Source organism: Pseudomonas sp. NY5710, assembly GCF_013305665.1.
Classification (GTDB): Bacteria; Pseudomonadota; Gammaproteobacteria; order Pseudomonadales; family Pseudomonadaceae; genus Aquipseudomonas; species Aquipseudomonas juntendi.
This window is the reverse complement of sequence record NZ_CP045554.1, coordinates 2,574,578-2,598,744: the sequence shown is the minus strand read 5'-3', so window position 1 is coordinate 2,598,744 and position 24,167 is coordinate 2,574,578. Positions and strand designations below refer to the sequence as shown.

Below are 24,167 nucleotides of genomic sequence, written 5' to 3'. Positions count from 1 at the left end.
ACTCACTTTCCCAAGAAATTCACTCGACCCCGGCAGCGCCTGCCCCTCGCCGAAGGCAGGGGGCAAGCTGCCGTGGTCACGGGCTGACCTTGCCGTGCTGCACGGCCTGGCCGTCGTGCCACCAGGCCGCCAGGCTGAACACGTCCGGCACTTTCAAGATGCTGAAGTGGTCGCCCGGCCCCTGCCACAGCGTCAGTTGCGGCATCAGGTGCTGCCAGCCTTCCTGCATGGCAGCGTGCTCGCGGGCGTTGCCCAGCGCGTCCAGTTGCGGGTCATCGACCAATACCAGGCCCACCGGCCCGGTATACGTCAGCGACGGCCGATAGACGGTGCGCAGGGCCGTGGCGAAGGTACGCACTGTGCCCTCCAGCACCGCTGGCGTGGACCGCGCTGGCAACAGCCCGTTGCGCACCATGCCGGCATGCAACTGCCGCAACTGCTCATCAGCCGTGGCCAGGGCAAACGCTGCCGGGTCGATGGCCAAGGTTTTGCCGGTAGACCGTTGCAGCGCTTCAACCAGCTGCTGCAACGCCTCGCCGAAGGTGTACGGCTGGCCGCAGGTTCCTCCGGCGCCCGGCGCCTCGCTGTCGATCAGGGTCAACGAGCGCACCGGCCGGCCCTTGGCCTGTAACCGGGCGGCGATGGCATGCGCAACCCACCCGCCGAACGAATGCCCGACCAGGTTCAACGGCCCGTGCGGGTACACCGCCTCGATCGCCTGCACATGGCTGTCGGCGGCGGCTTCGACGGTACTGTGCGGTAGGCCGGCACCGTCCAGGCCGCGGGCCTGCAAGCCATGCAATGGCCAGTCCGGCCCCAGGGCTTCGGCAAGGCCAATGAAGCTGGTGACGCTATCCCCGGCCCCCGGTACGCAGAACAGCGGCGCGTGCCCTGCGTGCCCGCTCTGGATCGCCACGTGCGCGACCGGGGCCGGTGCCACGGCGTTCGGGCAACCGGCAAGCGCCTCGCTCATCACCTGCCCAAGGGCAGCGACGTGCGGGGCCTGCATCAGGCTGCGGTGGTCGCCCGGCACCGTCAGGGTCTGCAAGCGCTGGCCGGGCAGTGCCTCGCCCCAACCCAGGGTCGGCAGAGGGTCTGGGCCCTGCTCGGCGCGGAACAGGTGTACCGGTATGGGCAACGGCGCCGGGCGGTAATGCGCCAAGGCATAGCCATGGGCCAGTTCACGGCTGAAATAATGCAGCAGTTGCGCATCGCTCATGCTCCCCCACAGGCCATAGAGCAGGCCCTGCGCTCTACAGGTAGCCAGCAACGTGGGGAAGTCCGCCTGCACGGCCTCCAACTGCTGCAAGTGCGCAACTTTACCGGCAGCTGCCGGCCCTTGCGTGCGCCAGAACGCCGAGCAGTTGAGCAATAGCTGACGCTCCAGCGCATGGTGCCCTGCCCAGCGCGCCTTGCCCTGGTCGGCCAGGCGCGGCGCGTAACTGTCGATCAGCCCGACGAATTCGACGCTTTCGTCAGCCCCCAGCAACTGGTTGGCCATTTCAAAGGCGACGATGCCGCCGAACGACCAGCCAGCCAGGCGGTAGGGCCCGTGCGGCTGAACCTGGCGCATCTGCCCGATGTGGTAGCGGGCCAGGCACTCCAATGTACGCGGTTGCGGCTGCTCGGCAGGTACGCCGGGCAAACCGTAGATCGCGAACGCGCCGCCCAGTTGCTGGCCCAGCACGGGGAAGTAGAAATCCAGCCCGGTGAACTCGTGGACCAGGAACAGCGGCGTGCCTGCCGTACCGGCACGTACCGTGACGGCCCCACCCGCTTGCCTGGTGTTGTCGTCCAGCCGTGCTGCCAGCAAGGCGACGCTGGGCTGCTGGAACACATCGTTCAGGGCTGCCTGCAAGCCCGCTTTGTTGAGCCTGTCGAGCAGACGGATAGCCGCCAGGGAATGTCCGCCCAGCTCGAAGAAGTTGTCGTGCCGCCCTACCCGGTCCACGCCCAGCAGCTCGGCCCACAGGGCCGCCAGCAGGTGTTCGGTGTCGCCTTGCGGGGCTTCGAACGGGCGGTCCTGGAGGGGGCCGGGGGCTGGCAGTGCCTTGCGGTCGAGCTTGCCGTTGGGGCTCAGCGGCAGGGTGTCCAGGTGAATCAGTACCGCCGGGACCATGAACGCCGGCAAGCGGCTGAGCAAAGCGGCGCGCAGCACCTCCAGCGTCTGGGGTTGGCCGGTGTAGTAGGCCAGCAATTGCTGTTCGCGTGCGATCACCACCGCTTCCTGGACACCTTCGATACCGGTGAGGCAAGCCTGGATTTCGCCCAGTTCGATACGCAGGCCATGCAGCTTCACCTGGTCGTCGTTGCGGCCGAGGTATTCGATGTTGCCGTCGGGCAGGTGGCGCGCCAGGTCCCCGGTGCGGTACAGGCGTGCGCCGGGTACGAACGGGTCGTCGATGAAGCGCTCGGCGGTGAGTTCGGCGCGGTTGAGGTAGCCCCGGGCCACCTGCACGCCGCCGATGTACAGCTCCCCGGCTACCCCCTGGGGCACCGGTTGCTGCTGGTCGTCGAGGATGTACAGGGTGGTGTTGGCGATGGGTTTGCCGATCGGGGTGTTGTCCGGAGCGCTGGTGCAGTGCCAGGCGCTGACATCCACCGCGGCCTCTGTCGGGCCGTAGAGGTTGTGCAGCTCGACAGTTGGCAGCTGAGCATGGAAGCGCCGCACCAGATTCCCCGGCAACGCCTCACCCGAGCAGATCACGCGTACCAAGGGTAGGCGCGGCCTTGCGTTGTGATCGGGCTGCGGGGCAGCCCCGGCGACAGGGGCTGTCGAGGACAGGAACACGTCCAGCATCGAGGGAACGAAATGCAGGGTGGTGACGTGCTCGCGGGTGATCACCTCGCGTAGGTATTCCGGAGATCGCGGTGCCCACCGGGGCGGGCCATGACCAGCCGTGCACCGGTCTGCAACGGCCAGAGGAATTCCCACACCGACACGTCAAAACTGAACGGGGTTTTCTGCAGCACCACGTCGGCCGCACCCAGGCCGTAAGCGTCCTGCATCCACAGCAGGCGGTTAACGACCCCGGCATGCTCGTTCATCACGCCTTTCGGCAACCCGGTCGAACCGGAGGTATAGATCACGTAGGCCAGGTGCCGGGCATTGAGCCCTGCTACAACCGGGTCAACCACAGGCTGATCCGTCCAGCTCGGCTGGTCCAGATCAATGAGCAGACCCGCTTCCGGCACATGCCGGGTAGCCGCATGCACCAGCACCGCCACCGGCGCGCTGTCGGTCAGCATGTGCCGCACGCGCTCGGCCGGGTAGTCCGGGTCCACCGGCACATAAGCGCCACCGGCCTTGAGAATGGCCAGCAAACCCCACCACCATCGACAGGCCGCGTTCGACGCAGATGGCCACGCGATCGTCCGGTTTTACCCCCAAGCCGATCAAGTGGTGCGCCAGGCGGTTGGCCTGCTGGTTGAGCTGGCCGTAGCTCAGCTCGCCCTCCTCGGCCCTGACCGCCACAGCTTCGGGGGTGCGCCGAACCTGCGCTTCGATCAGGCCGTGCAAGGTCTGCCCGAGGTCGTAGCCGACGGCCGTGTCGTTGAACCCGACCAGCACCCGCTGGCGTTCCTCGGCCTGCAGCACCGGCAAGCGCTGCAAAGCCAGCCCCGGTTCATGCTCCAGGGCCTGCACCATGGCCTGCAACACTTGCTCCATTTGCCCGCAGATGCGCGCAGCGCCAACGCCGGCAGTGGTCATGGCCACCAGGCGGAAACCACCCCCGGTGTCGTCCACGTTCAGGCTCAGCGGGTAGTTGCTGCGCTCCTGGCTTTCCAGGCTTTCCATCCCTGCTGTCGCCTGCTTCTGGCTGGCGGTGGCCTGGCTGCTGTGCCGGTAGTTGAGCATTGCGCTGAACAATGGCTGGGGCGCCGCCACGCCGCTGCAGCGTTGCGCCAATGCCAGCGGGGCGTGCTCGTGGGCCAGCAGCGCGCTGAGGGACTGGTGGGTAGCATGAGCCGCCTCGCGCAGGCTGACGCCGGCCAGGTCGATGCGCAATGGCAAGGTGTTGATGAACATGCCCAGCGCACGCTCGGCGCCTTCGCCGCCTTGCAGGCGGCCTAGCAGCACCGTGCCGAATACCACGCGCGGTTGGCCGCTGGCGGCGCCCAGCAGGCGCGCCCAGGCCAGGTGGAACAGGCTGGCGACGCTGATGCCCAGCTGCCGCGCCTGCACCCGTAGCCGTTGGCCCAGGCTGTCATGCAGCCACAGCTGCGCTTCTTCGATGTCGCGGCCATCGCCTTGGACATCGCTCAGGCCGAACGGCAGGGTCGGCTCGTCGATCGCCGCCAGTTGCTCACGGAAGAACGCTTCGTGCGCGTCCTGGCTGAGGCCAAGGCGTGCCTGGGCCACATAGTTGCGGTAAGGCACGGGGGCGTGGGCAGGTTCGTCGTTGCCCTGCAAGAAGCCGATCAGCTCCTCGGCCACCACTTCCATGGCGGTATGGTCGAGCACGATATGGTGGAACTGCAGGGTCGCCTCGATCGGGCCGTCGGCATCGGTGTACAGCAGGCGCAGCAGCGGGGCCTGGCGCAGGTCCAGAGCCGCAGAGACCGGTCGGCCCGCTGCAGCACCGCTGCCAAGGGTTTGCGGCACAAGCGACGCCACGTCGCGCAGCACCACTTGCACCGGCTGGGGCAAGCCGTCCCAGAGGATGGCGGTACGCAGCACGTCGTGACGCGCGATGACGTTGTCCAGTGCGCGGGCAAAGCGTGCCAGGTGCTCCCGGCTGGCGAAGGCGAAGCGAGATTGCAGCACATACGGGTCGTGGCCCGCAGCACTCAGGTGGTGGTAGAGAATACCTTCCTGCAACGGCGCCAGTGGGTAGATGTCCTGCACGTTGGCCGCACCGCCCGGCACCTGGGCGACGATACGCTCGATCGCGCCCTGCTCCAGGGCCAGCAGCGGCAGCATAGCCGGGGTGATGTGGGTGCAGCCTGCAGGGATCAGGTTCTCCGGCACCTGCACCTCGCGTGCCTGGCCCAGGGTGGCCGCCAGCGCAGCGATGCTCGGTTGGCCAAACAAGGTCCGCACATCGACCAGCAGGCCCTGGCGGCGCAAACGTGCCGTCAGGTTGACCGCCAACAGGGAATGGCCGCCCAACTCGAAGAAGTTGTCGTGCCGCCCCACCCGCTCGACCTGCAGCATCTCGGCCCACACGGCAGCCAGTGCGCTTTCGACTGCGCCTTGCGGTGCCACGTACTCCTGCCTGGCCAGCAGCGCCGGGTCGGGGTCTGGCAAGGCCTTGCGGTCGAGCTTGCCATGCCGGGTCAGCGGCAAATGGTCCATGCGGGTGAACGCCAACGGCACCAGGTGTGGCGGCAAGCTCGCCTGCATCGCCTCACGCAACGCGTCCGGGGCAACCGGCGCGCTGGCGGTGAACCAGGCCAGCAGGCGCTCACCGCGCACCAGTACCACGGCATCGATCACGCCCGGCTGGGCAGCCAGCACGCTTTCGATTTCGCCCAACTCGACCCGCACACCACGGATCTTCACCTGGTCATCGTTGCGGCCCAGGTAGTCCAGGGTGCCATCGGCATTCCAGCGCACCAGGTCACCGCTGCGGTACATGCGCGCATGGGCCTCGCTGCTGAACGGGTCGGCCAGGAAGCGCTCGGCGCTCAGCGCCTCACGCCTGAAGTAACCGCGTGCCACCCCGGCCCCGCCGATGTACAGCTCACCGGCCGCGCCCACCGGCACCGGCTGGCGCTGTTCATCGAGCACATAGACACGGGTGTTGGCGATGGGCTTGCCGATGTGCGGTACGCTGCCAGGCAGCACCCGGCCAGCGCTGGCCACCACCGTTGTTTCGGTCGGGCCATAGTTGTTCACCACGCTGAAGCCTGGGTCGTGTTCGAACGCCCGCAAGCGGTCGCCACCGACCAGCAAGGTCCGCAAGGTCGGGTGCTGGCGCTCCCGGCGCAAGGCCTGTTCGGCGACCGGCGTTGGCAGGAAGCTGACGGCCAGCGGTTGTTCCAGCCACCAGTCGAGCAGTTCGTCCACGTGTTCACTGGCCACTTGCAGCGGCGGCAGGTGCAACACCGCCCCTGCGCACAGCGTCGGCCAGACTTCCCAGGCCAGCGCATCGAAGCCGAACCCGGCCACGCTGCTGGTATGGCTGCCTGCAGTCACGGCAAAGGCCTCGCGGTGCCAGTGCACCAGGTTGGCCAGCGTCGCATGCTCGACCATCACCCCCTTGGGCTGGCCGGTGGAGCCGGAGGTATAGATCACATAGGCCAGTTGCTGGTGATCCAGGCCAGCCACGTGCGGGTTGCCCTGCGCTGCGCCTTGCCAGGCGTCGCTGTCCAGCACGATGCACGGGGCGTCGCCCACCAGGGCCCGGGTCGCAGACTCGACCACCACCCGCGCAGGCGCGCTGTCGGCCAACAGGTAGGCGATCCGCTCGGCCGGGTAGGTCGGGTCGATCGGCACATAGGCAGCGCCGGCCTTCAGCACGGCCAGCAAGCCGATCTGGCGCTCCAGGCTGCGCGGCAGGCACAGGGCAACCCGGTCACCCACCTGCACGCCCTGGGCAATCAGGTAATGGGCCAGGCGGTTGGCGCTACGGTTCAGCTCGCCATAGCTCAGCACCCGGCCAGCCTGCACCAGCGCCGCGGCCTGTGGCGTGCGTGCGGCCTGGGCTTCGACCAGGGCATGCACGGTGTGCCCGGTCGGGTAGTCGCGCCGGGTTGCATTGAAGGTGTCCAGCAACTGCTGGCGTGCCGCCTGGTCGATAATCGGCAGCGTGCTCACCGCAGCGGTTGCGCCCTGCGCCAGTGCCTGGGCCAATTGCGCGAGTGCCTGGCTCATCCAGCGTGCCACCTGCTCGGCGCCTACGCCCTGCTGGGCCAATACGCTCAAGGCAAAACCTTCGCCCAGGTCGTCGACACTGAGGGTCAGCGGGTAGTTGCTGCGCTCCTCCCCTCCCAGCAGGCGCACGCCTTGGCTGCCGGCAGCACGGCCAGCGGCACTGCTATGGCGGTAGTTGAACAAAGCGCTGAATAGCGGCGAAGACGCCGCCACCGCGCTGCAACGCTGGGCCAGGGCCAGCGTGGCATGCTCGTGTTGCAGCAGCGCAGACAGCCGCTGGTGGGTCAGGCGCACCGCCTGCGCTACCGGCGTCGACAGGTCGATGCGCAGCGGCAAGGTATTGATGAACACACCCAGTGCCCGGTCAGCCCCTGCACCGCCTTGCAGGCGGCCCATCAGCACCGTGCCGAAGACCACGTCGCTGCGGTTGGCCAGCCCCCCCAGTACCCGCGCCCAGGCCAGGTGGGCCAGGCTGGCGACACTGACGCCCAGGCGCCGGGCCTGTTCGCGCAGGTTGCGGGCCAAGGTGGCATCCAGCTGCAGTTGGGCCTCTTCGATGGCATGCCCTTCGCCCTGCACATCGGCCAGTCCGAACGGCAGGGTGGGCTCATTCAGGTCACCCAGCATCTCGCGGAAGAATGCCTCATGGCCGGCATCGTCTGCCGCCAACCGCGCCTGGGCCACGTACGTACGGTACGGCACCGGCGCGGGCAGTTGTGCGCCCTGCCCGTCCATCAATGCCTGCATTTCGCCCGCGATGACCTCCATGGCGGTATGGTCCAGGGCCAGGTGGTGGAACTGCAGTATCGCCACCACCCGCTGGTTGCGCGGGTCGGCCGCATACACCAGGCGCAGCAAAGGTGCGCAGGCCAGGTCCAGGCGCTGGTGGCGGGCATCGTAGCGTGCCTGCAAGGCATCGAGCACCGCTTCGCTGCCTAGCCCCTCGACAGCGGTAACCGCCATGCGGGCCTTGCGCCAAACCACTTGTACCGCCTGCTCAAGGCCTTCGCTGAGCACAGCGGTGCGCAGGATGTCGTGGCGGTCGATCACCTGCTGTAGCGCGCCAGCCCAGCGCTGCAGGTCGGCCAGGCTGTCGAACGCCAGGCGTGACTGCAGCAGGTACGGGTCGCCCTGCTCGGCGCTGAGGTGGTGGTAAAGAATGCCTTCCTGCAGCGGTGCCAGCGGGTAGATTTCCTGCACGTTGGCTGCACCACCCGGCACGCTGGCAACGATACGGTCGATGCTGGCCTGATCCAGCTCGATCAAGCTGAGCATCGCCGGGGTGATCACCTGGGCGTCGACCGGTACCCGGTTGGCCGGTACGTCCACCTCGCGCCCGCTGCCCACGGCAGCGGCCAGTGCCGCCAGGGTCGGCTGGGCGAACAGGACACGCACATCGGCAAGCAGGCCAGCCTTGCGCATGCGCTCGACCAGGGTTACCGCCAGCAGCGAATGGCCACCCAGTTCGAAGAAGTGGTCGTGGCGCCCGACCTGCTCGATCTTCAGCACCTCGGCCCAGATGGCGGCCAGGGCAACTTCCACCGCCCCTTGCGGGGCCTCGAAAGCCCGGCTCACCAGGGCGTCGCTGCCCGGAAGCGGCAGTGCATGGCGGTCAAGCTTGCCGTTGGCGGTCAATGGCAGCTCGGCCAGGCACACATAGGCAGCCGGCACCATGTAGTCCGGCAGCAGGCTTTGCAGGCGGCCGTGCAAGTCGGCGACCAGCGGTGCTGCCGCGTGCGCGGTGAAGTAAGCCACCAGGCGTTTGTCGCCCGGGGCGTCTTCACGCAGGATCACGGCGCTGTCACGCACGCCTTCGCACTGGCCGAGACACGCTTCGATTTCCCCGAGTTCGATACGGAACCCGCGCAGCTTGACCTGCTGGTCGGCACGGCCAAGGTAGCGCAGCGTGCCGTCGGCCTGCCAGCTGACCAGGTCGCCGCTGCGGTACATGCGTGCCCCTGCCTGGCCACTGAAAGGGTCATCGAGGAAGCGTTCGGCGGTCAGCGCGGGCTGGCCGAGGTAGCCCAGCGCCACGCCATCGCCACCGATATACAACTCGCCTACGGCGCCCAGCGGGACCGGCTGCCGACGGGCATCGAGCACGTAGCAGCGGCCATTGCCGATGGGCTTGCCGATCGGAATGCTGCCTTGGCCCACAGCCGCTATTTCATGGGTGGTGCTGAAGGTGGTGGCCTCGGTCGGGCCGTAGCCATTGAGCAAGTGCTGCGGCGCACCGTCGCGCAGCACCCGGGCGACCACTGCCGGGTCCAGCACGTCGCCGCCCACCATCAGGTAGCGCAGCTTGGCGAAGGCTGGCAGCAAGGCATCGGCAAACTGGTGGAACAAGCCTGCGGTCAGCCACAGCACGCTCACCTGCTGGGCTACCAATACATCGCGCAAGGCCTCGCGGCACAGCACCTGCGGCTGGTCGATCACCACCACGCAGGCGCCGTTGAGCAGCGGCGCCCATACCTCCAGGGTACTGGCGTCGAATGCAGGGTTGGAGGCGAAGGCCACCCGGTCGTCACGGTTGAACTCGGCAAAGCCGTTGTTGATGGCCAGCCTAACGATCGCCCGGTGAGGAACCAGCACACCTTTCGGCGTGCCCGTCGAGCCCGAGGTGTACATGACGTAGGCCGCGCTTTGCGCGTTCACCGCCAGGGCCGGTGCATGGTGGGGGCAGGCGGACAGGTCGCAGCGATCCAGCTCTACCCGCACGGCCCCGCCGGTTTGCGCCTGGCTGGCGAGCGTCAGCAGTACGCGGGCCTGGCAGTCCTGGATCATGAACGCCTGGCGTTCAACCGGGGCATTGCTGTCCAGCGGCACGAATACCGCGGCGCATTTGCTCACGGCCAATTGCGCGGCGAGCAGGTCGAAGCTGCGCGGCAGCAGCAGTGCCACCCGCTCACCCGGGTTTACGCCCAGGCTGAGCAGGTGGTGAGCCAGGCGGTTGGCATGCTCATCCAGTTGCTGGTAGGACCACTGGCGCTGCCCGTGCACCACGGCGGTCGCCTGTGGCGTGAGGGCGGCGTGGGTACCGACCAGTTGGTGCAGCGCATGCTCGTGCGGGTAGTCTCGGCGGGTGGCGTTGAAGCCTTGCAGCAGCAGTTCGCGTTCGCCGGGCGCCAGTTGGCTGAGCGTATGCAACGGCGTGGCCGGGGCCTGTTGCAAGGCATCGGCCAGTTGCGCCAGGGCGGTCGCCAGCAGGCGGCAAACCTGCCCGCCGTCTACCTGCGACACCGCCTGCACGGTGAGCACCAGGCCTTCGCCCAGGTCATCGATGTTCACCACCAGTGGGTAGTTGCTGCGCTCGTGGGCGGCGATCTGCTCGATGCCCTGCCATGCCTGGCGCAGTTCGACCTTGGCGGGGGCGCTGTGGCGGTAGTTCAGCAGGCTGGTGAACAGCGCCTGGGTCGCCGGCACGCCGCTGCAGCGCTGGGCCAGGGCCAGCGAGGCCTGTTCGTGTGCCAGCAGCCGCGCCAGGCGCTTGTGGGTAAGGCGCACGCCCTCGGCAGTGCCTGCGGCACCGACGCTGACGCGCAGGGGCAAGGTGTTGATGAACATGCCCAGCGCCCGTTCGGCACCTTCGCCGCCCTGCAGGCGGCCCAGCAGCACCGTACCAAACACCACCTCTTCGCGGCCGGACAGCTGCGCCAGTACTTGCGCCCAGGCCTGGTGCATCAGGCTGGCGACGCTCACGCCCAACTGCCGCGCCTGCTCGCGCAAGCGCCCGCACAGCGCGGCATCCACGCTCAGGCGGCTGTCGTGGACGTCACAGGTGTCACCGTGCGCGTCGTGCAGGCCGTAGACCAGGGTGGGCTCGTCGATGTCGCCCAACAGTTCGCGGAACAATGCTTCATCGGCTTGGGGATCGGCGCCCAGGCGCGCCTGGGCCACATAATTGCGGTAAGGCACGCTGGCCTCGGCGAGCGGGCGGCCCTGCAGCACAGCGGTGATTTCCGCCACCAACAGCTCGACGGCGGCGTGGTCAAGGATGATGTGGTGGATCAGCAACGTGGCTTGCAGGCCCGTGTCGGTCTGCTCGGGCAGTAGCCGCACCAGCGGGGCCTGGCCAAGGCCGATACCGGTGCAGCCGGGTGCGCAGTGCATGCTGGCGGCTAGCGACGGCACCGTACGCCAGACCACTTGCACCGGTTCTTCCACGGTTTGCCAGTGAATGCTGGTGCGCAAGATGTCGTGGCGGGCAATGACCTGGTCGAGCGCGGCGGCAAAAGCGTCCAGTTCGGCTTGGCCAGGGAAGGCGAAGCGCGCTTGCAGCACATACGGGTCGGCGCCGTCGCTGGCCAGGTGGTGGTAGAGAATGCCCTGCTGCAACGGCGCCAGGCCGTAGATGTCCTGAATGTTCTGGATACCGCCGGGCACCTGCGCGACCAGGGTGTCGATGGCCGCCTGCGACAGGTCGGCCAGCGGCAGCATGGCCGGGGTGATCGCCGTGGTCCCCGGGACAATACGGTTGGCCGGCACCGCCCTGCGTGTGTCAGCGCCCAGCGCCGCGGCGAGCGCAGCCAGGGTGGGTTGGCCGAACAACACGCGGATATCGGCGTGCAGGCCTTGGGCACGCAGGCGCGCGGTCAGGCTGACGGCCAACAGCGAGTGCCCGCCCAGTTCGAAGAAGTTGTCATGCCGCCCTACCCGCTCTACGCCCAGCAGCTCGGCCCACAGGGCCGCCAGCAGGTGTTCGGTGTCGCCTTGCGGGGCTTCGAACGGGCGGTCCTGGAGGGGGCCGGGGGCTGGCAGAGCCTTGCGGTCGAGCTTGCCGTTGGGGCTCAGCGGCAGGGCGTCGAGGTGCATGAACTGTGCCGGCACCATGAATTCGGGCAGATGGGTGAGCAATGCGCTGCGCAGGGTGTCCACCGGTTGTGCGTCGCCAGTGTAGTAAGCAACCAGGCGCTGGTCGTGGGCCAGCACCACCGCCTCCTTGACGCCCTCGATGGCCGTGAGGCCGGCCTGGATTTCACCCAGTTCGATACGCAGGCCACGCAGTTTGACCTGGTCGTCGTTGCGGCCGAGGTATTCGATGTTGCCGTCGGGCAGGTGGCGCGCCAGGTCACCGGTGCGGTACAGGCGTGCGCCGGGTACGAACGGGTCGTCGATGAAGCGCTCGGCGGTGAGTTCAGCGCGGTTGAGGTAGCCCCGGGCCACCTGCACGCCGCCGATGTACAGCTCCCCGGCTACCCCCTGGGGCACCGGTTGCTGCTGGTCGTCGAGGATGTACAGGGTGGTGTTGGCGATGGGTTTGCCGATCGGGGTGTTGTCCGGGGCGCTGGTGCAGTGCCAGGCGCTGACATCCACCGCGGCCTCTGTCGGGCCGTAGAGGTTGTGCAGCTCGACAGTTGGCAGCTGAGCATGGAAGCGCCGCACCAGATTCCCCGGCAACGCCTCACCCGAGCAGATCACGCGTACCAAGGGTAGGCGCGGCCTTGCGTTGTGATCGGGCTGCGGGGCAGCCCCGGCGACAGGGGCTGTCGAGGACAGGAACACGTCCAGCATCGAGGGAACGAAATGCAGGGTGGTGACGTGCTCGCGGGCGATCACCTCGCGCAGGTATTCGGGGTCACGGTGCCCACCGGGGCGGGCCATCACCAGCCGTGCACCGGTCTGCAACGGCCAGAGGAACTCCCACACCGATACGTCAAAACTGAACGGGGTTTTCTGCAGCACCACGTCGGCCGCACCCAGGCCGTAAGCGTTCTGCATCCACAGCAGGCGGTTAACGACCCCGGCATGCTCGTTCATCACGCCTTTCGGCAACCCGGTCGAACCGGAGGTGTAGATCACGTAGGCCAGGTGCCGGGCATTCAGCCCTGCCACCACAGGGTTCGTCGCCGGCAAAGAAGCCCAGCTCGGCTGGTCCAGATCAATGAGCAGACCCGCTTCCGGCACGTGCCGGGTAGCCGCATGCACCAGCACCGCCACCGGCGCGCTGTCGCTGAGCATGTGCCGCACGCGCTCGGCCGGGTAGTCCGGGTCCACCGGCACATAAGCGCCACCGGCCTTGAGAATGGCCAGCAGCCCCACCACCATCGACAGGCTTCGTTCGACGCAGATGGCCACGCGATCGTCCGGTTTTACCCCCAAATCGATCAAATGGTGCGCCAGGCGGTTGGCCTGCTGGTTGAGCTGGCCGTAGCTCAGCTCGCCCTCCTCGGCCCTGACCGCCACAGCTTCGGGGGTGCGCCGAACCTGCGCTTCGATCAGGCCGTGCAAGGTCTGCCCGAGGTCGTAGGCGACGGCCGTGTCGTTGAACCCGGCCAGCACCCGCTGGCGTTCCTCGGCCTGCAGCACCGGCAAGCGCTGCAACGCCAGCCCCGGTTCATGCTCCAGGGCCTGCACCATGGCCTGCAACACCTGCTCCATTTGCCCGCAGATACGCGCAGCGCCAACGCCGGCAGTGGTCATGGCCACCAGGCGGAAGCCTTCGCCCAGGTCATCCACGTTCAAGCTCAATGGGTAGTTGGTACGCTCCTGTCCCTGCAGCACCTCGATGCCGTCCCAGCCTTGGCGCTGCGCCGTTTCGGGCTCGGCGCCGTGGCGGTAGTTGAGCATGGCGCTGAACAGCGGCAGCGGCGCGGCGACGCCACTGCAACGTTGCGCCAGGGCCAGCGAGGCATGCTCGTGGGCCAGCAGGCCACTGAGCGACTGGTGGGTGGCATGGGCCGCCTCGCGCAGGCTGACGCCGGCGAGGTCGATGCGCAGTGGCAGGGTGTTGATGAACATCCCAAGCGCGCGCTCGGCACCCTCGCCGCCCTGTAGACGCCCCAGCAACACGGTACCGAACACCACGCTGGGCTTGCCACTGGCCACGGCCAGCAAACGCGCCCAGGCCAGGTGGAACAGGCTGGCAACGCTGATGCCCAACTGCCGCGCCTGGTGGCGCAAGCGGCCGGCCAGGTCGGCAGAAAGGGGCAACTTGGCCTCGTGCATGTCGCGGCCATCGCCTTGCACGTCACTCAGGCCGAACGGCAGGGTTGGCTCGTCGATATCCGCCAGTTGCCCGCGGAAGAACGCCTCGTGCCCGGCCTGGCTGATGCCCAGGCGCGCCTGGGCTACGTAGTTGCGGTACGGCACAGGGGCATGGGCCGGGGCCGCAGCGCCCTGCAGGTGGGCACTGAGCTCTTCGCCAACCACGTCGAGCGCCGTGTGGTCGAGCACGATGTGGTGGAACTGCAAGGTGGCCTCGACCGGGCCGTCGGCGTCGGTGTACAGCAGGCGCAGCAGCGGCGCCTGGCTCAGGTCGAATGCAGTGCTGGATGGGCTGTTGTCGCCGCCTGCCTGCGCAACCGGTGCAACGGCCCGCAAGACCACTTGCACCGGTTGCGGCAGGCCCTCCCAAAGAATGGCCGTGCGCAGCACATCGTGCCGGGCGATGACCGCGTCCAGTGCGCTGGCGAACGCCTGCAAGCGTTCGCGGCTGGCGAAGCGCAGCCTGGAGTACAGCACGTAGGGGTCGTGCTCGGCACTCAGGTGATGATAGAGAATCCCCTCCTGCAACGGCGCCAACGGGTAGATGTCCTGCACATTGGCGGCGCCGCCTGGCACCTTGGCGACGATAGCGTCGATGGCGGGCTGGTCAAGGTCGATCAGGCTGAGCAACTGCGGGGTGATCTGCGTGCAACCCGATGGAATTCGGTTTTCCGGCACTTCCACACCTTGCTCGGCCCCGAGCGTGGAGGCCAGTGCGGCAATGGTCGGCTGGCCGAACAAGGTCCGCACATCGACCTGCAAACCTTCCAGGCGCAAGCGCGCGGTCAGGCTGACGGCCAGCAGCGAGTGCCCACCCAGCTCGAAGAAGTTGTCGTGCCGCCCCACCTGCTCAACCCCCAGCAGTTCGCGCCACAACCGCGCCAGCAAGGCCTCGGTGGAGCCCACAGGGGCCTCGTAAGGTCGCCCGTGCAAGGCCGTATCCGCCGCTGGCAGTGCCTTGCGGTCAAGCTTGCCGTTGGGGGTCAGGGGTAGCTGTTCAAGGTGGATGTACTGGGCAGGCACCATGTACTCGGGCAGCCGGGCCAGCAATGCCTGGCGCAGGTCATCGGCCGGCTGTGCCCTACCTGTGTAGTAGGCGACCAGGCGCACGTCGTCCACCGCGAGCACAACCGCTTCGCGCACGTCGGCGAGCTGTGCAAGGCAGGCTTCGATCTCGCCCGGCTCGATGCGCAACCCACGCAGCTTGATCTGCTCGTCGCAACGGCCAAGGAATACCAGGTTGCCGTCCTGGTTCAGGCGCACCAGATCACCACTGCGGTACAGGCGCTCACCTTCGACGAACGGGCTGGCGATGAAGCGCTGCGCCTGCTGCTCAGGCAGCCCCAGGTAACCCCGCGTTACCCCGGCGCCGCCAATGTGCAGCTGCCCGGCCACACCATACGGCACCAGTTGGTCGTCGCTGTCGAGCACGCAGAGCCAGGTATTGTCGATCGCCTGGCCGATGGGCAGGCTGCCTTGAGGGAGCGCGGCGTCTGGCTGCAAGGTCCAGGCGCTGCAGTCCACCGTGGTTTCGGTAGGGCCGTAGACGTTGTGCAGGCGCACCTGCGGCAAGCGCTGGCGCACCTGGGCCGCCAGCGCTGCGCTCAGCTCACCGCCGCCACACACGATGTCGGTCAGGCTGTTGCAATGGCGGCTCTCGGGCTGCTCGATGAACTGTTGCAGCAAGGCCGGCACGAACTGGACCACCGCCACCGCCTGCGCCTGCACCCACTGCACCAGGTAAGCCGGGTCGCGCTGGCCATCCGGGCGCGCCAGCACCAGGCGCAAGCCGCTGCACAGCGGCCAGAACAGCTCCCAGACCGAAGCATCGAAGCTGACCGGGGTCTTGTGCAGCACACCGCCCTCGCCCACGTGTGGGCACAAGCGGCGGCTCCAGTGCACCAGGTTGACCACGTTGCGGTGCTCGACCATCACCCCCTTGGGCACGCCAGTGGAGCCCGAGGTGTAGATCACATAGGCCAGGTGCCGGGCGCCCAGCCCGGGTATGCGCGGGTTGCTGATCGGTTGCTGCTGCCAGCACGGCTGGTCCAGGTCGACCCATGGCAGGTCCAGGGTGCCGGCGATGTCGCGCGTGGCACCGTGTACCAGCACGGCCAGCGGTGCGCTGTCGGCCAGCATATGGCGAATACGCTCGGCTGGGTAACCTGGGTCGACCGGCACATAGGCAGCGCCGGCTTTGAGAATGGCCAGCAGGCCAACCACCATGTTCAACCCACGCTCGACGCAGATCGCCACCCTGGCATCGGGTTGGGCCCCCAGCCCGATCAGGTGGTGGGCCAGGCGGTTGGCCTGTTCGTCGAGCTGGCGGTAACTGATTTGGCCTTCTTCGGCCACCAGCGCAACGGCATCGGGGGTGCGGCGGACCTGGGCTTCGAACAGGTGGTGCAGCGGCTGCTCAAGGTCATGCGGCCGTGGCGCAGGGCGTTGTAGCAGCTGTGCGCGCTCCGCCGGGCTGAGCACGCCGAGCTGTTGCACCGGCGTGCCCGGCGCGTGCTCCAGCGCGTCCAGCAGGCCGACCAGCACCTGTTGCATCTGTTCGCACAGGCGTTGCGCACCGACCTGCGCGGTGACCTGCGCACTGATGCGCAGGCCGTCACCCAGGTCATCGATGTTCATGCTGATCGGGTAGTTGCCATGACCGCGCGGGGGCAATACCTCCACGCCTTCCAGCGCTTGCTCATGTGCCTGCAGCTCGCTGGCCGTGGCGCCATGGCGGTAGTTGAGCATGGCGCTGAACAGCGGTGTGGGCGCGGCCACGCCGCTGCAACGCTGGGCCAACGCCAGCGCCGCGTGCTCATGCACCAGCAGTGCCGCCAGCCGTTGGTGGGCCTGGCGCACCCCTTCGCGCACATCCAGGCCCTGCAGGTCGAGGCGCAGGGGCAAGGTGTTGATGAACATGCCAAGGCCGCGATCGGCGCCGGCCCCACCTTGCAGGCGGCCGAGCAGGACGGTGCCGAACACCACGCTGGACTTGCCACTGGTGCCCGCCACCAGCCGTGCCCAGGCCAGGTGCAACAGGCTTGCAGCGCTGACACCCAGCTGGCGCGCCTGGCTGCGCAGGCGCTGGTACGCAGCCGGTTGCAGGGCCACGCTGGCCTGTTCGAACTGGCTGGCCTGGAGCTGCATGTCGGTCAGCCCATAGGGCAAGGTAGGTTCGTCGATATCGGCCAGTTGCGCGCGGAAGAACGCCTCGTGGTCAGCCTCGCTGACGGCCAGGCGTGCCTGGGCCACGTAGTTGCGGTAAGGCACCGGGGCCTGCGTGGGTTGCAGGCCGTGCAGGTGGTCGCGAATTTCAGCCAGCACCGCTTTCATGGCGGTGTGGTCGAGGGCGATATGGTGGAACAGCAAGGTGGCTTCGATGGGGCCCTCTGCGCCGTGGTAGCGCAGGCGGATCAGCGGGGCCTGGCTCAGGTCAAAGGCCGTGCGGGTGGCCGCGCCTGTGGCAACTGGGGCGACCGTGCGCAGCACGACCTGGACCGGCTGTGCCAGGCTGTCCCAGAGCACGGCGGTGCGCAGCACATCGTACCGGGCGATGACTTTGTCCAGGGCGCCGGCAAAGGCTTGCAGGCGGGCCAGGCTGTCAAAGCGGATCGGCCATTGCAGCAGGTAGGGGTCTTCGCCGGTCGCACTCAGGTGGTGGTAGAGAATACCTTCCTGCAACGGCGCCAATGGGTAGATGTCCTGCACATTGGCGGCGCCGCCAGGTACCGCTGCCACAATGCGCTCCAGCGACGCCTGGTCCAGGGTCAACAACGGCAGCATGTCCGGGGTGAGCTGTGTGCAGCCAAGCGCAATACGGTTTTCCGGCACGATCACTTGCCGGTTCTGGCCTATGGCGGCTGCCAGCGAGGCGACCGTGGGCTGGCCAAACAGCACCCGCACATCGGTTGGCAGGCCCTGTTGGCGCAAGCGCTCGATCAGGCTGACCGCCAACAGCGAGTGGCCACCTAGCTCGAAGAAGTTATCGTGGCGCCCTACCCGGTCGACACCCAGCACATGCGCCCATATGGCCGCCATGGCGATTTCGGTCTCGCCCACAGGGGCTTCGTAGCCGTGCCCGACCAGGTCGGTAGTGTCCGGGTCGGGCAGCGCGCGGCGGTCGAGCTTGCCATGGGGGGTGAGCGGCAGTGTTTCCAGGCGCATCAGCGCCTGCGGCACCATGTACGCCGGCAGGCAGGCTTGCAAGGCCTGGCGCAGGTGGTCGACCGTCACAGCGGCGCTTGCGGTGAACCAGGCCAGCAGGCGTTCGTCGCGGACCAGCACCACCGCATCACGCACGCCCGGCTGGGCAGCCAGCGCGGCCTCGATCTCGCCCAGTTCCACGCGCACACCGCGGACCTTCACCTGGTCGTCATTGCGGCCCAGGTAGTCCAGCGTCCCGTCGGTATTCCACCGCACCAGGTCACCGCTTCGGTACATCCGCGCGCCCGGCAGGCGGCTGAACGGGTCGGCCAGGAAGCGCTGTTGGGTCAGCTCAGGGCGGTTGAAATAGCCCCGTGCAACCTGCGCGCCGCCGATGTACAGCTCGCCAACCACACCGGCAGGCACCGGCTGCCGGCGCTCATCCAGCACATACACCCGGGTATTGGCGATGGGGTAGCCGATGTGCAGCGCCGCACCGGGCTGCAAGGCCCCCGAAGTCGCGACCACGGTGGTTTCGGTGGGGCCGTAGTTGTTGACCACGGCAAAGCCTGGGTCGCGGTCGAACTGGCGCAGGCGGTCGCCACCCACCAGCAGGGTACGCAGGGTCGGGTGCTGTACCGGGCGACGCAATGCCTGCTCGGCCACAGGGGTGGGCAGGAAGCTCACCGCCAAGGGCTGTTGCTGCCACCAGTCCAGCAGTTCCTCCACGTGCTCATTGCCGACAGCTGCCGGCGGCAGGTGCAGGGTGGCCCCAGCGCACAAGGCCGGCCAGACCTCCCAGGCCATGGCGTCGAAACCGAAGCCAGCCACGCTCGAGGTACGGGTACCGGCCTGCACGGCAAATGCCTGGCAGTGCCAATGCACCAGGTTGAGCAGGGTGTGGTGCTCGACCATCACGCCTTTGGGTTGGCCGGTGGAGCCCGAGGTGTAGACCAGATAGGCCAGTTGCTGGGCACCCAGGCCAGGTACTTGTGGGTTGTCGCTGAGGCTGTGGTAAGCCGCTGGCGAATCCAGGTCGAGCCGAGCAATAGCGGTCGGCAGCCCGGTGGTTTGCGTGTCGGCCAGTACCAACCGTGGGGCACTGTCGGCCATCAGGTAGGCGATGCGCTCGGCCGGGTACCCCGGGTCTACCGGCACGTACGCCGCGCCGGCCTTGAGCACCGCCAACAGGCCGACAATGCGTTCGCAGTGGCGCCCAAGGCACAGTGCAACGCGGTCACCACACTGCACGCCCATGGCGATCAGCTGGTGCGCCAGCTGGTTGGCACGCCGGTTCAGCTCGCCGTAACTGATCGTTTCCTCACCCTGGCTTACTGCGCTGGCGTCTGGCGTGCTGGCGGCCTGGGCCTCGATCAACCCATGCACCGTGGTCGCCGGGGGGAAGGCTTGCGCGGTGGCGTTGAAGCGGCCGAGCAACTGCTGACGGGTGTCTTCGTCGAGGATGGACAGGGCGTTCAGTGGGGTGCCCTGGCTGAGCGCCAGGGCCTGGACCAGTTCGGCGACGGCGTTGCACATCCAGGCCGCCACCCGCGCCGCGCCAATGCCAGGCACAGCCAGAACGCTGAACGTGAACCCTTGGCCCAGGTCGTTGACGCTGAGGGTCAAGGGGTAATTGCTGCGCTCTTCGCCACCCAGCAGCCGCACCCCCTCCCATATGCCCTCGCCTTCACGCGGCGCATCGTCGGCACTGTGCCGATAATTAAGCAAGGCGCTGAACAACGGCGCCGAAGCGGGCACGCCGCTGCAGCGCTGGGCCAGGGCCAGCGGTGCGTGCTCATGGGCCAGCAGCGCTGCCAGGCTGCGGTGGGCGGCGCGCACGGCGCTGGCGACTGGCTGCCGCGTGTCGACCCGCAGCGGCAAGGTATTGATGAACATGCCCAGGGCGCGGTCGGCGCCCTCGCCCCCTTGCAGGCGGCCCATCAGCACGGTGCCGAAGACCACGTCGTCGCGGTTGGCCAGCACGCCGAGCACACGGGCCCAGGCCAGGTGCATCAGGCTTGCGGCGCTGACCCCCAGCTGCCGGGCCTGGCTGCGCAGACGCCCGGCCAGCCCCGCGTCCAGGGCTTGCGTGGCACTCTGCACAGCACGGCCGTCGCCCTGCACGTCGGCATGGCCCAACGGCAAGGTCGGCTCCTCGACGTCGGCCAGCATGTCGCGGAAGAACGCTTCATGCCCGCCCTGGTCGCCCAGGCAGGCCTGGGCCACATAGTTTCGGTACGGCACCGCCGGCGGCAGGCTGTGGCCCTGGCCGAACAGCAGCGCACGCATTTCACGGGCCACCACGTCCATGGCGGTATGGTCGAGGGTGAGGTGATGGAACAGCAGCACCGCCACCACTTGCTGGTTGGCCGGGTCGAGGCTGTAGTACAAGCGGGTCAGCGGGGCCTGGCCCAGGTCCATGCGGTGGTGGCGGGCGTCGAAGCGCGCGTGCAACTGGTCGATACGGGCCACGCCGGGCTGCTCGGGCAGGTCATCGACTTCATGAACACCAAGCAGTGCCTCCCGCCATACCACTTGCAGGGGCTGCGGCAGGGCCTGCCAGAGCACGGCCGTGCGCAGGATGTCGTGGCGGTCGATCACCTGTTGCAACGCCCCGGCCCAGGCCAGCAAGCGCTCCACGCTGTCGAATGCCAGGCGCGTCTGCAGCAGGTAGGGGTCGCCTTGCTCCGCGCTCAGGTGGTGGTACAGCACCCCCTGCTGCAGCGGTGCCAGGGGGTAGATTTCCTGCACGTTGGCGGCGCCGCCCGGCACACTGGCAACCACCTGGTCGATGACCGTCTGCTCCAGCTCGACCAGGCTGAGCATGCCCGGGGTGATGCGCTCGGCGCCCGGCGGGACGCGATTGGCGGGCACGGCGATTTCCGCACCGGCCCCCACTACAGCGGCCAACGCCAGCACGGTCGGTTGGGCAAACAGCACCCGTACATCAATGACCATACCTGCGCTACGCAACCGCTCGACCAGCGTAACGGCCAGCAGCGAATGGCCGCCAAGTTCGAAGAAGTTGTCCTGCCGCCCCACCCGTTCGACACCCAGCACCTCGGCCCAGACCTGCGCCATGGCCGTTTCGGTAGCGCCTTGCGGCGCCTCGTACTGCTGGCCGAACAGTTCGCCAGTGGCCGGTTCCGGGAGCGCGCGGCGGTCGAGCTTGCCGTGGCTGGTCAACGGCAGTTCGGCCAGGCGGGTGAACGCCACCGGCAACATGTGTGCAGGCAGGCAGGCGCGCAGCGCCTCGCGCAGGGTATGCGGGTTCAACGGGGTAGTTTCGGTGTACCAGGCCAGCAGCCGTTCGCCGCGGACCAACACCACGGCCGCGCCGACGCCCGGTTGCGCCGCGAGGGCGGCTTCGACTTCACCCAGTTCGACCCGCACGCCGCGGATCTTCACCTGGTCGTCGTTGCGCCCGAGGTAGTCAAGGGTGCCATCGCTGTTCCAGCGCACCAGGTCGCCGCTGCGGTACATGCGGGCATTGGCCTGGGAGCTGAACGGGTCGGCCAGGAAGCGCTCTTCGGTCAATGCTGGGCGGTTGAAGTAGCCACGCGCCACTTGCGCACCGCCGATGTACAGCTCGCCGGCAACGCCCACGGGTACAGGTTGCAGGCCCTGGTCGAGCACATAGAGCCGAGTGTTGGCAGTCGGTCGGCCGATGTGCAGTGCATTACCTGGGCTGAGCAGCCCCGAGGTGGCCACGACGGTAGTCTCGGTCGGGCCGTAGTTGTTGACCACGGCAAAGCCTGGGTCGCGGTCGAACTGGCGCAGGCGGTCACCACCGACCAGCAGGGTGCGCAAGGTCGGGTGCTGATGCTCACGGCGCAAGGCCTGCTCGGCCACCGGCGTAGGCAGGAAGCTGACCGTCAGCGGCTGCTGCAGCCACCAGTCGAGCAGTTCGTCGACATGCTCGTTGCCGATGTGTGCCGGTGGCAGGTGCAAGGTGGCCCCGGCGCTCAGGCTTGGCCACACTTCCCAGGCCATCGCATCGAAACCGAAACCGGCCAGGCTGGAAGCCTGGCTGGCGTTGTCCACGGCAAACGCCTGGCAATGCCAGTGCACCAGGTTGGCCAGGGCATGGTGCTCGACCATCACCCCTTTGGGTTGCCCGGTGGACCCGGAGGTGTACACCAGGTAGGCCAGCTGCTGGGCATCCAGCCCCGGCACCTGGGGGTTGCTGTTGTCGGTGGCATAGGCCTCGGCCTGGTCCAGGTCCAGCCGCGGCACAGCGCCGGGCAAGCCGTTGACGGTGGTTTCCGCCAGCAACAGCAGCGGCGCGCTGTCGTCGAGCAGGTAGGCAATGCGGGCGGCCGGGTAACCCGGGTCAATCGGAACGTAGGCCGCACCGGCCTTGAGCACGCCAAGCATGCCCACCAGCCGCCTGGCGTTGCGCGGCAGGCACAAGGCGACCCGGTCACCCAGTTGCACACCCCGCGCGCGCAACTGGTGGGCCAGCTGGTTGGCCTGGCGATTGAGTTCACCGTAGCTCAGCGCCTGGCCGGCCTGCAGCAGCGCCGGCGCGTCGGGTATATGGGCAGCCTGGGCCTCGACCAGCGCATGTACGGTGCTGCCCTGCGGGTAGTGCCGGGCGCTGTCGTTGAACCGTTGCAGCACCTGCTCGCGCTCCTCGGCCGGCAACACCGCCAGCGCTTGCAACGGCGTGCCCGGTTCCTGTTCCAAGGCCTCCACCAGGCTGGCCAGCACCTGTTCGAACTGCGCGCACAGGCGCGGCGCATGCCATTGGGGCAGGCTCTGCACCGTCAGGCGCAGGTCCTCACCCAGGTCATCGACACTGACGGTCAGCGGATAATCGGTACGTTCTTCGGCGCCGACAATATCGATGCCGGGGGCAACCGGTATGATCTCGGCCGCGTCGCCCGCGTCACTGTGGCGGTAATTGAGCATGCTGTTGAACAGCGGCGCCGGTGCGGCCACGCCGCTGCAACGCTGGGCCAGCGCCAACGATGCCTGCTCATGGCCGAGCAAGGCGCTGAGCCGGCGATGGGTGGCCAGCAGCCCGTCGCGCACGCTGTGCTGGCCCAGGTCGATGCGCAGCGGCAAGGTATTGATGAACATACCCAGCGCCTGCTCGCCGCCAACTCCGGTGGTCATGCGGCCCAGCAACACGCTGCCGAACACCACGGCCTGGCGTGCCGAGAGCTGGCCGATCAACCGGGCGAAACCCAGGTGCAGTACGCTGGCCGGGCTCACCCCCAACTGCCGGGCCTGGGCACGCAGGCGCTGGCTGAGCGCCGGCGCCAGGGTCAGGCGTGCCTGCTGCAGGGGCTGGTCGACCTTGTCCTGCTGGCCGAAGGCGAGCGTGGGCTCATCGATGTCACCCAGCATTTCACCGAAGAAACGTTCATGGGCCTGTTCGTCGAGGGCCTGGCGCGCTGCCGCCAGCACATTGCGAAACGGCATGGGTGGCGGTAGCTGCGCACAGGTGCCGGCAAGGTGGGCCTGCAGTTCGCGGCGCACGATGTCCAGCGCGGTGTGGTCCATGATCACGTGGTGGAACATCAGCAGCGCGACCCATTGCTCGCCCTCGCCCTGGGCATGCACCAGTTGCATCAACGGCGCCTGGCGCAGGTCGAGCCGGTAGTGACGCGGGTCGAAGCGCTGGCACAGGCTGGCCAGTGCGTGGCTGCCGGCCAGCGGCAAGGCCTCGCGGACCAGTGCAGCTTCACGCCAGACCACCTGTACCGGGTTGTCCAGGTACTCCCAGTGCACGGCGGTACGCAGAATGTCGTGCCGCTGGATGACCCATTGCAGCGCCTGGGCAAAGGCCTCCAGGTGCTCCTTGCTGGCAAAATGCAGTTGCACCTGCGACAGGTACGGGTCGCCCTCGCTGGCGGCCAGGTGGTGGTAAAGCATGCCCTGCTGCAACGGTGCCAGCGGGTAGATGTCCTGCACGTTGGCGGCACCGCCCGGCACCTGCTCGACAATGCGGTCGATGGCGGCCTGGTCCAGGGTTACCAGTGGCAGCATGTCGGGGGTGATGCGAAAGGCCGGGCTGAGCCAGTCGTCATCCTGTTCGGCAAGCATCTCCAGCAAGGCCGGCTTGTGCCGTGACAGCGCCTCCCACAAATGATCGTCCAGGGTTTCGTCGTCACCGAGGACGATCAGGTCCTGGTCTTCACGCTGGAGTCGAATTGCACGGGTGGAAAGAGCTGCCATCAGTTCGCTGAAGTGCATCGGTAAGCATCCTGCT

General features: G+C 67.9%; 2 protein-coding genes and 1 pseudogene. All 3 read right to left on the bottom strand.

The features are described 5' to 3' along the window. Window positions 1–76: 76 nt before the first annotated feature. On the bottom strand, window positions 77–2,935 hold the full coding sequence (locus GEV39_RS26350) for an alpha/beta fold hydrolase (protein WP_502708015.1): 2,859 nt from the start codon (window positions 2,933–2,935) through the stop codon (window positions 77–79). After that, window positions 2,842–3,279: pseudogene (locus GEV39_RS26345) on the bottom strand (AMP-binding protein); the annotation flags it as partial. The gene GEV39_RS26350 and the pseudogene GEV39_RS26345, both read right to left, overlap by 94 nt. Continuing rightward, entirely contained in the window at window positions 3,170–24,151 is a 20,982-nt protein-coding gene (locus GEV39_RS11610) for a non-ribosomal peptide synthetase (protein ID WP_173889087.1), read from the bottom strand. The pseudogene GEV39_RS26345 and the gene GEV39_RS11610, both read right to left, overlap by 110 nt. Between the last annotated feature and the right edge of the window lie 16 nt (window positions 24,152–24,167).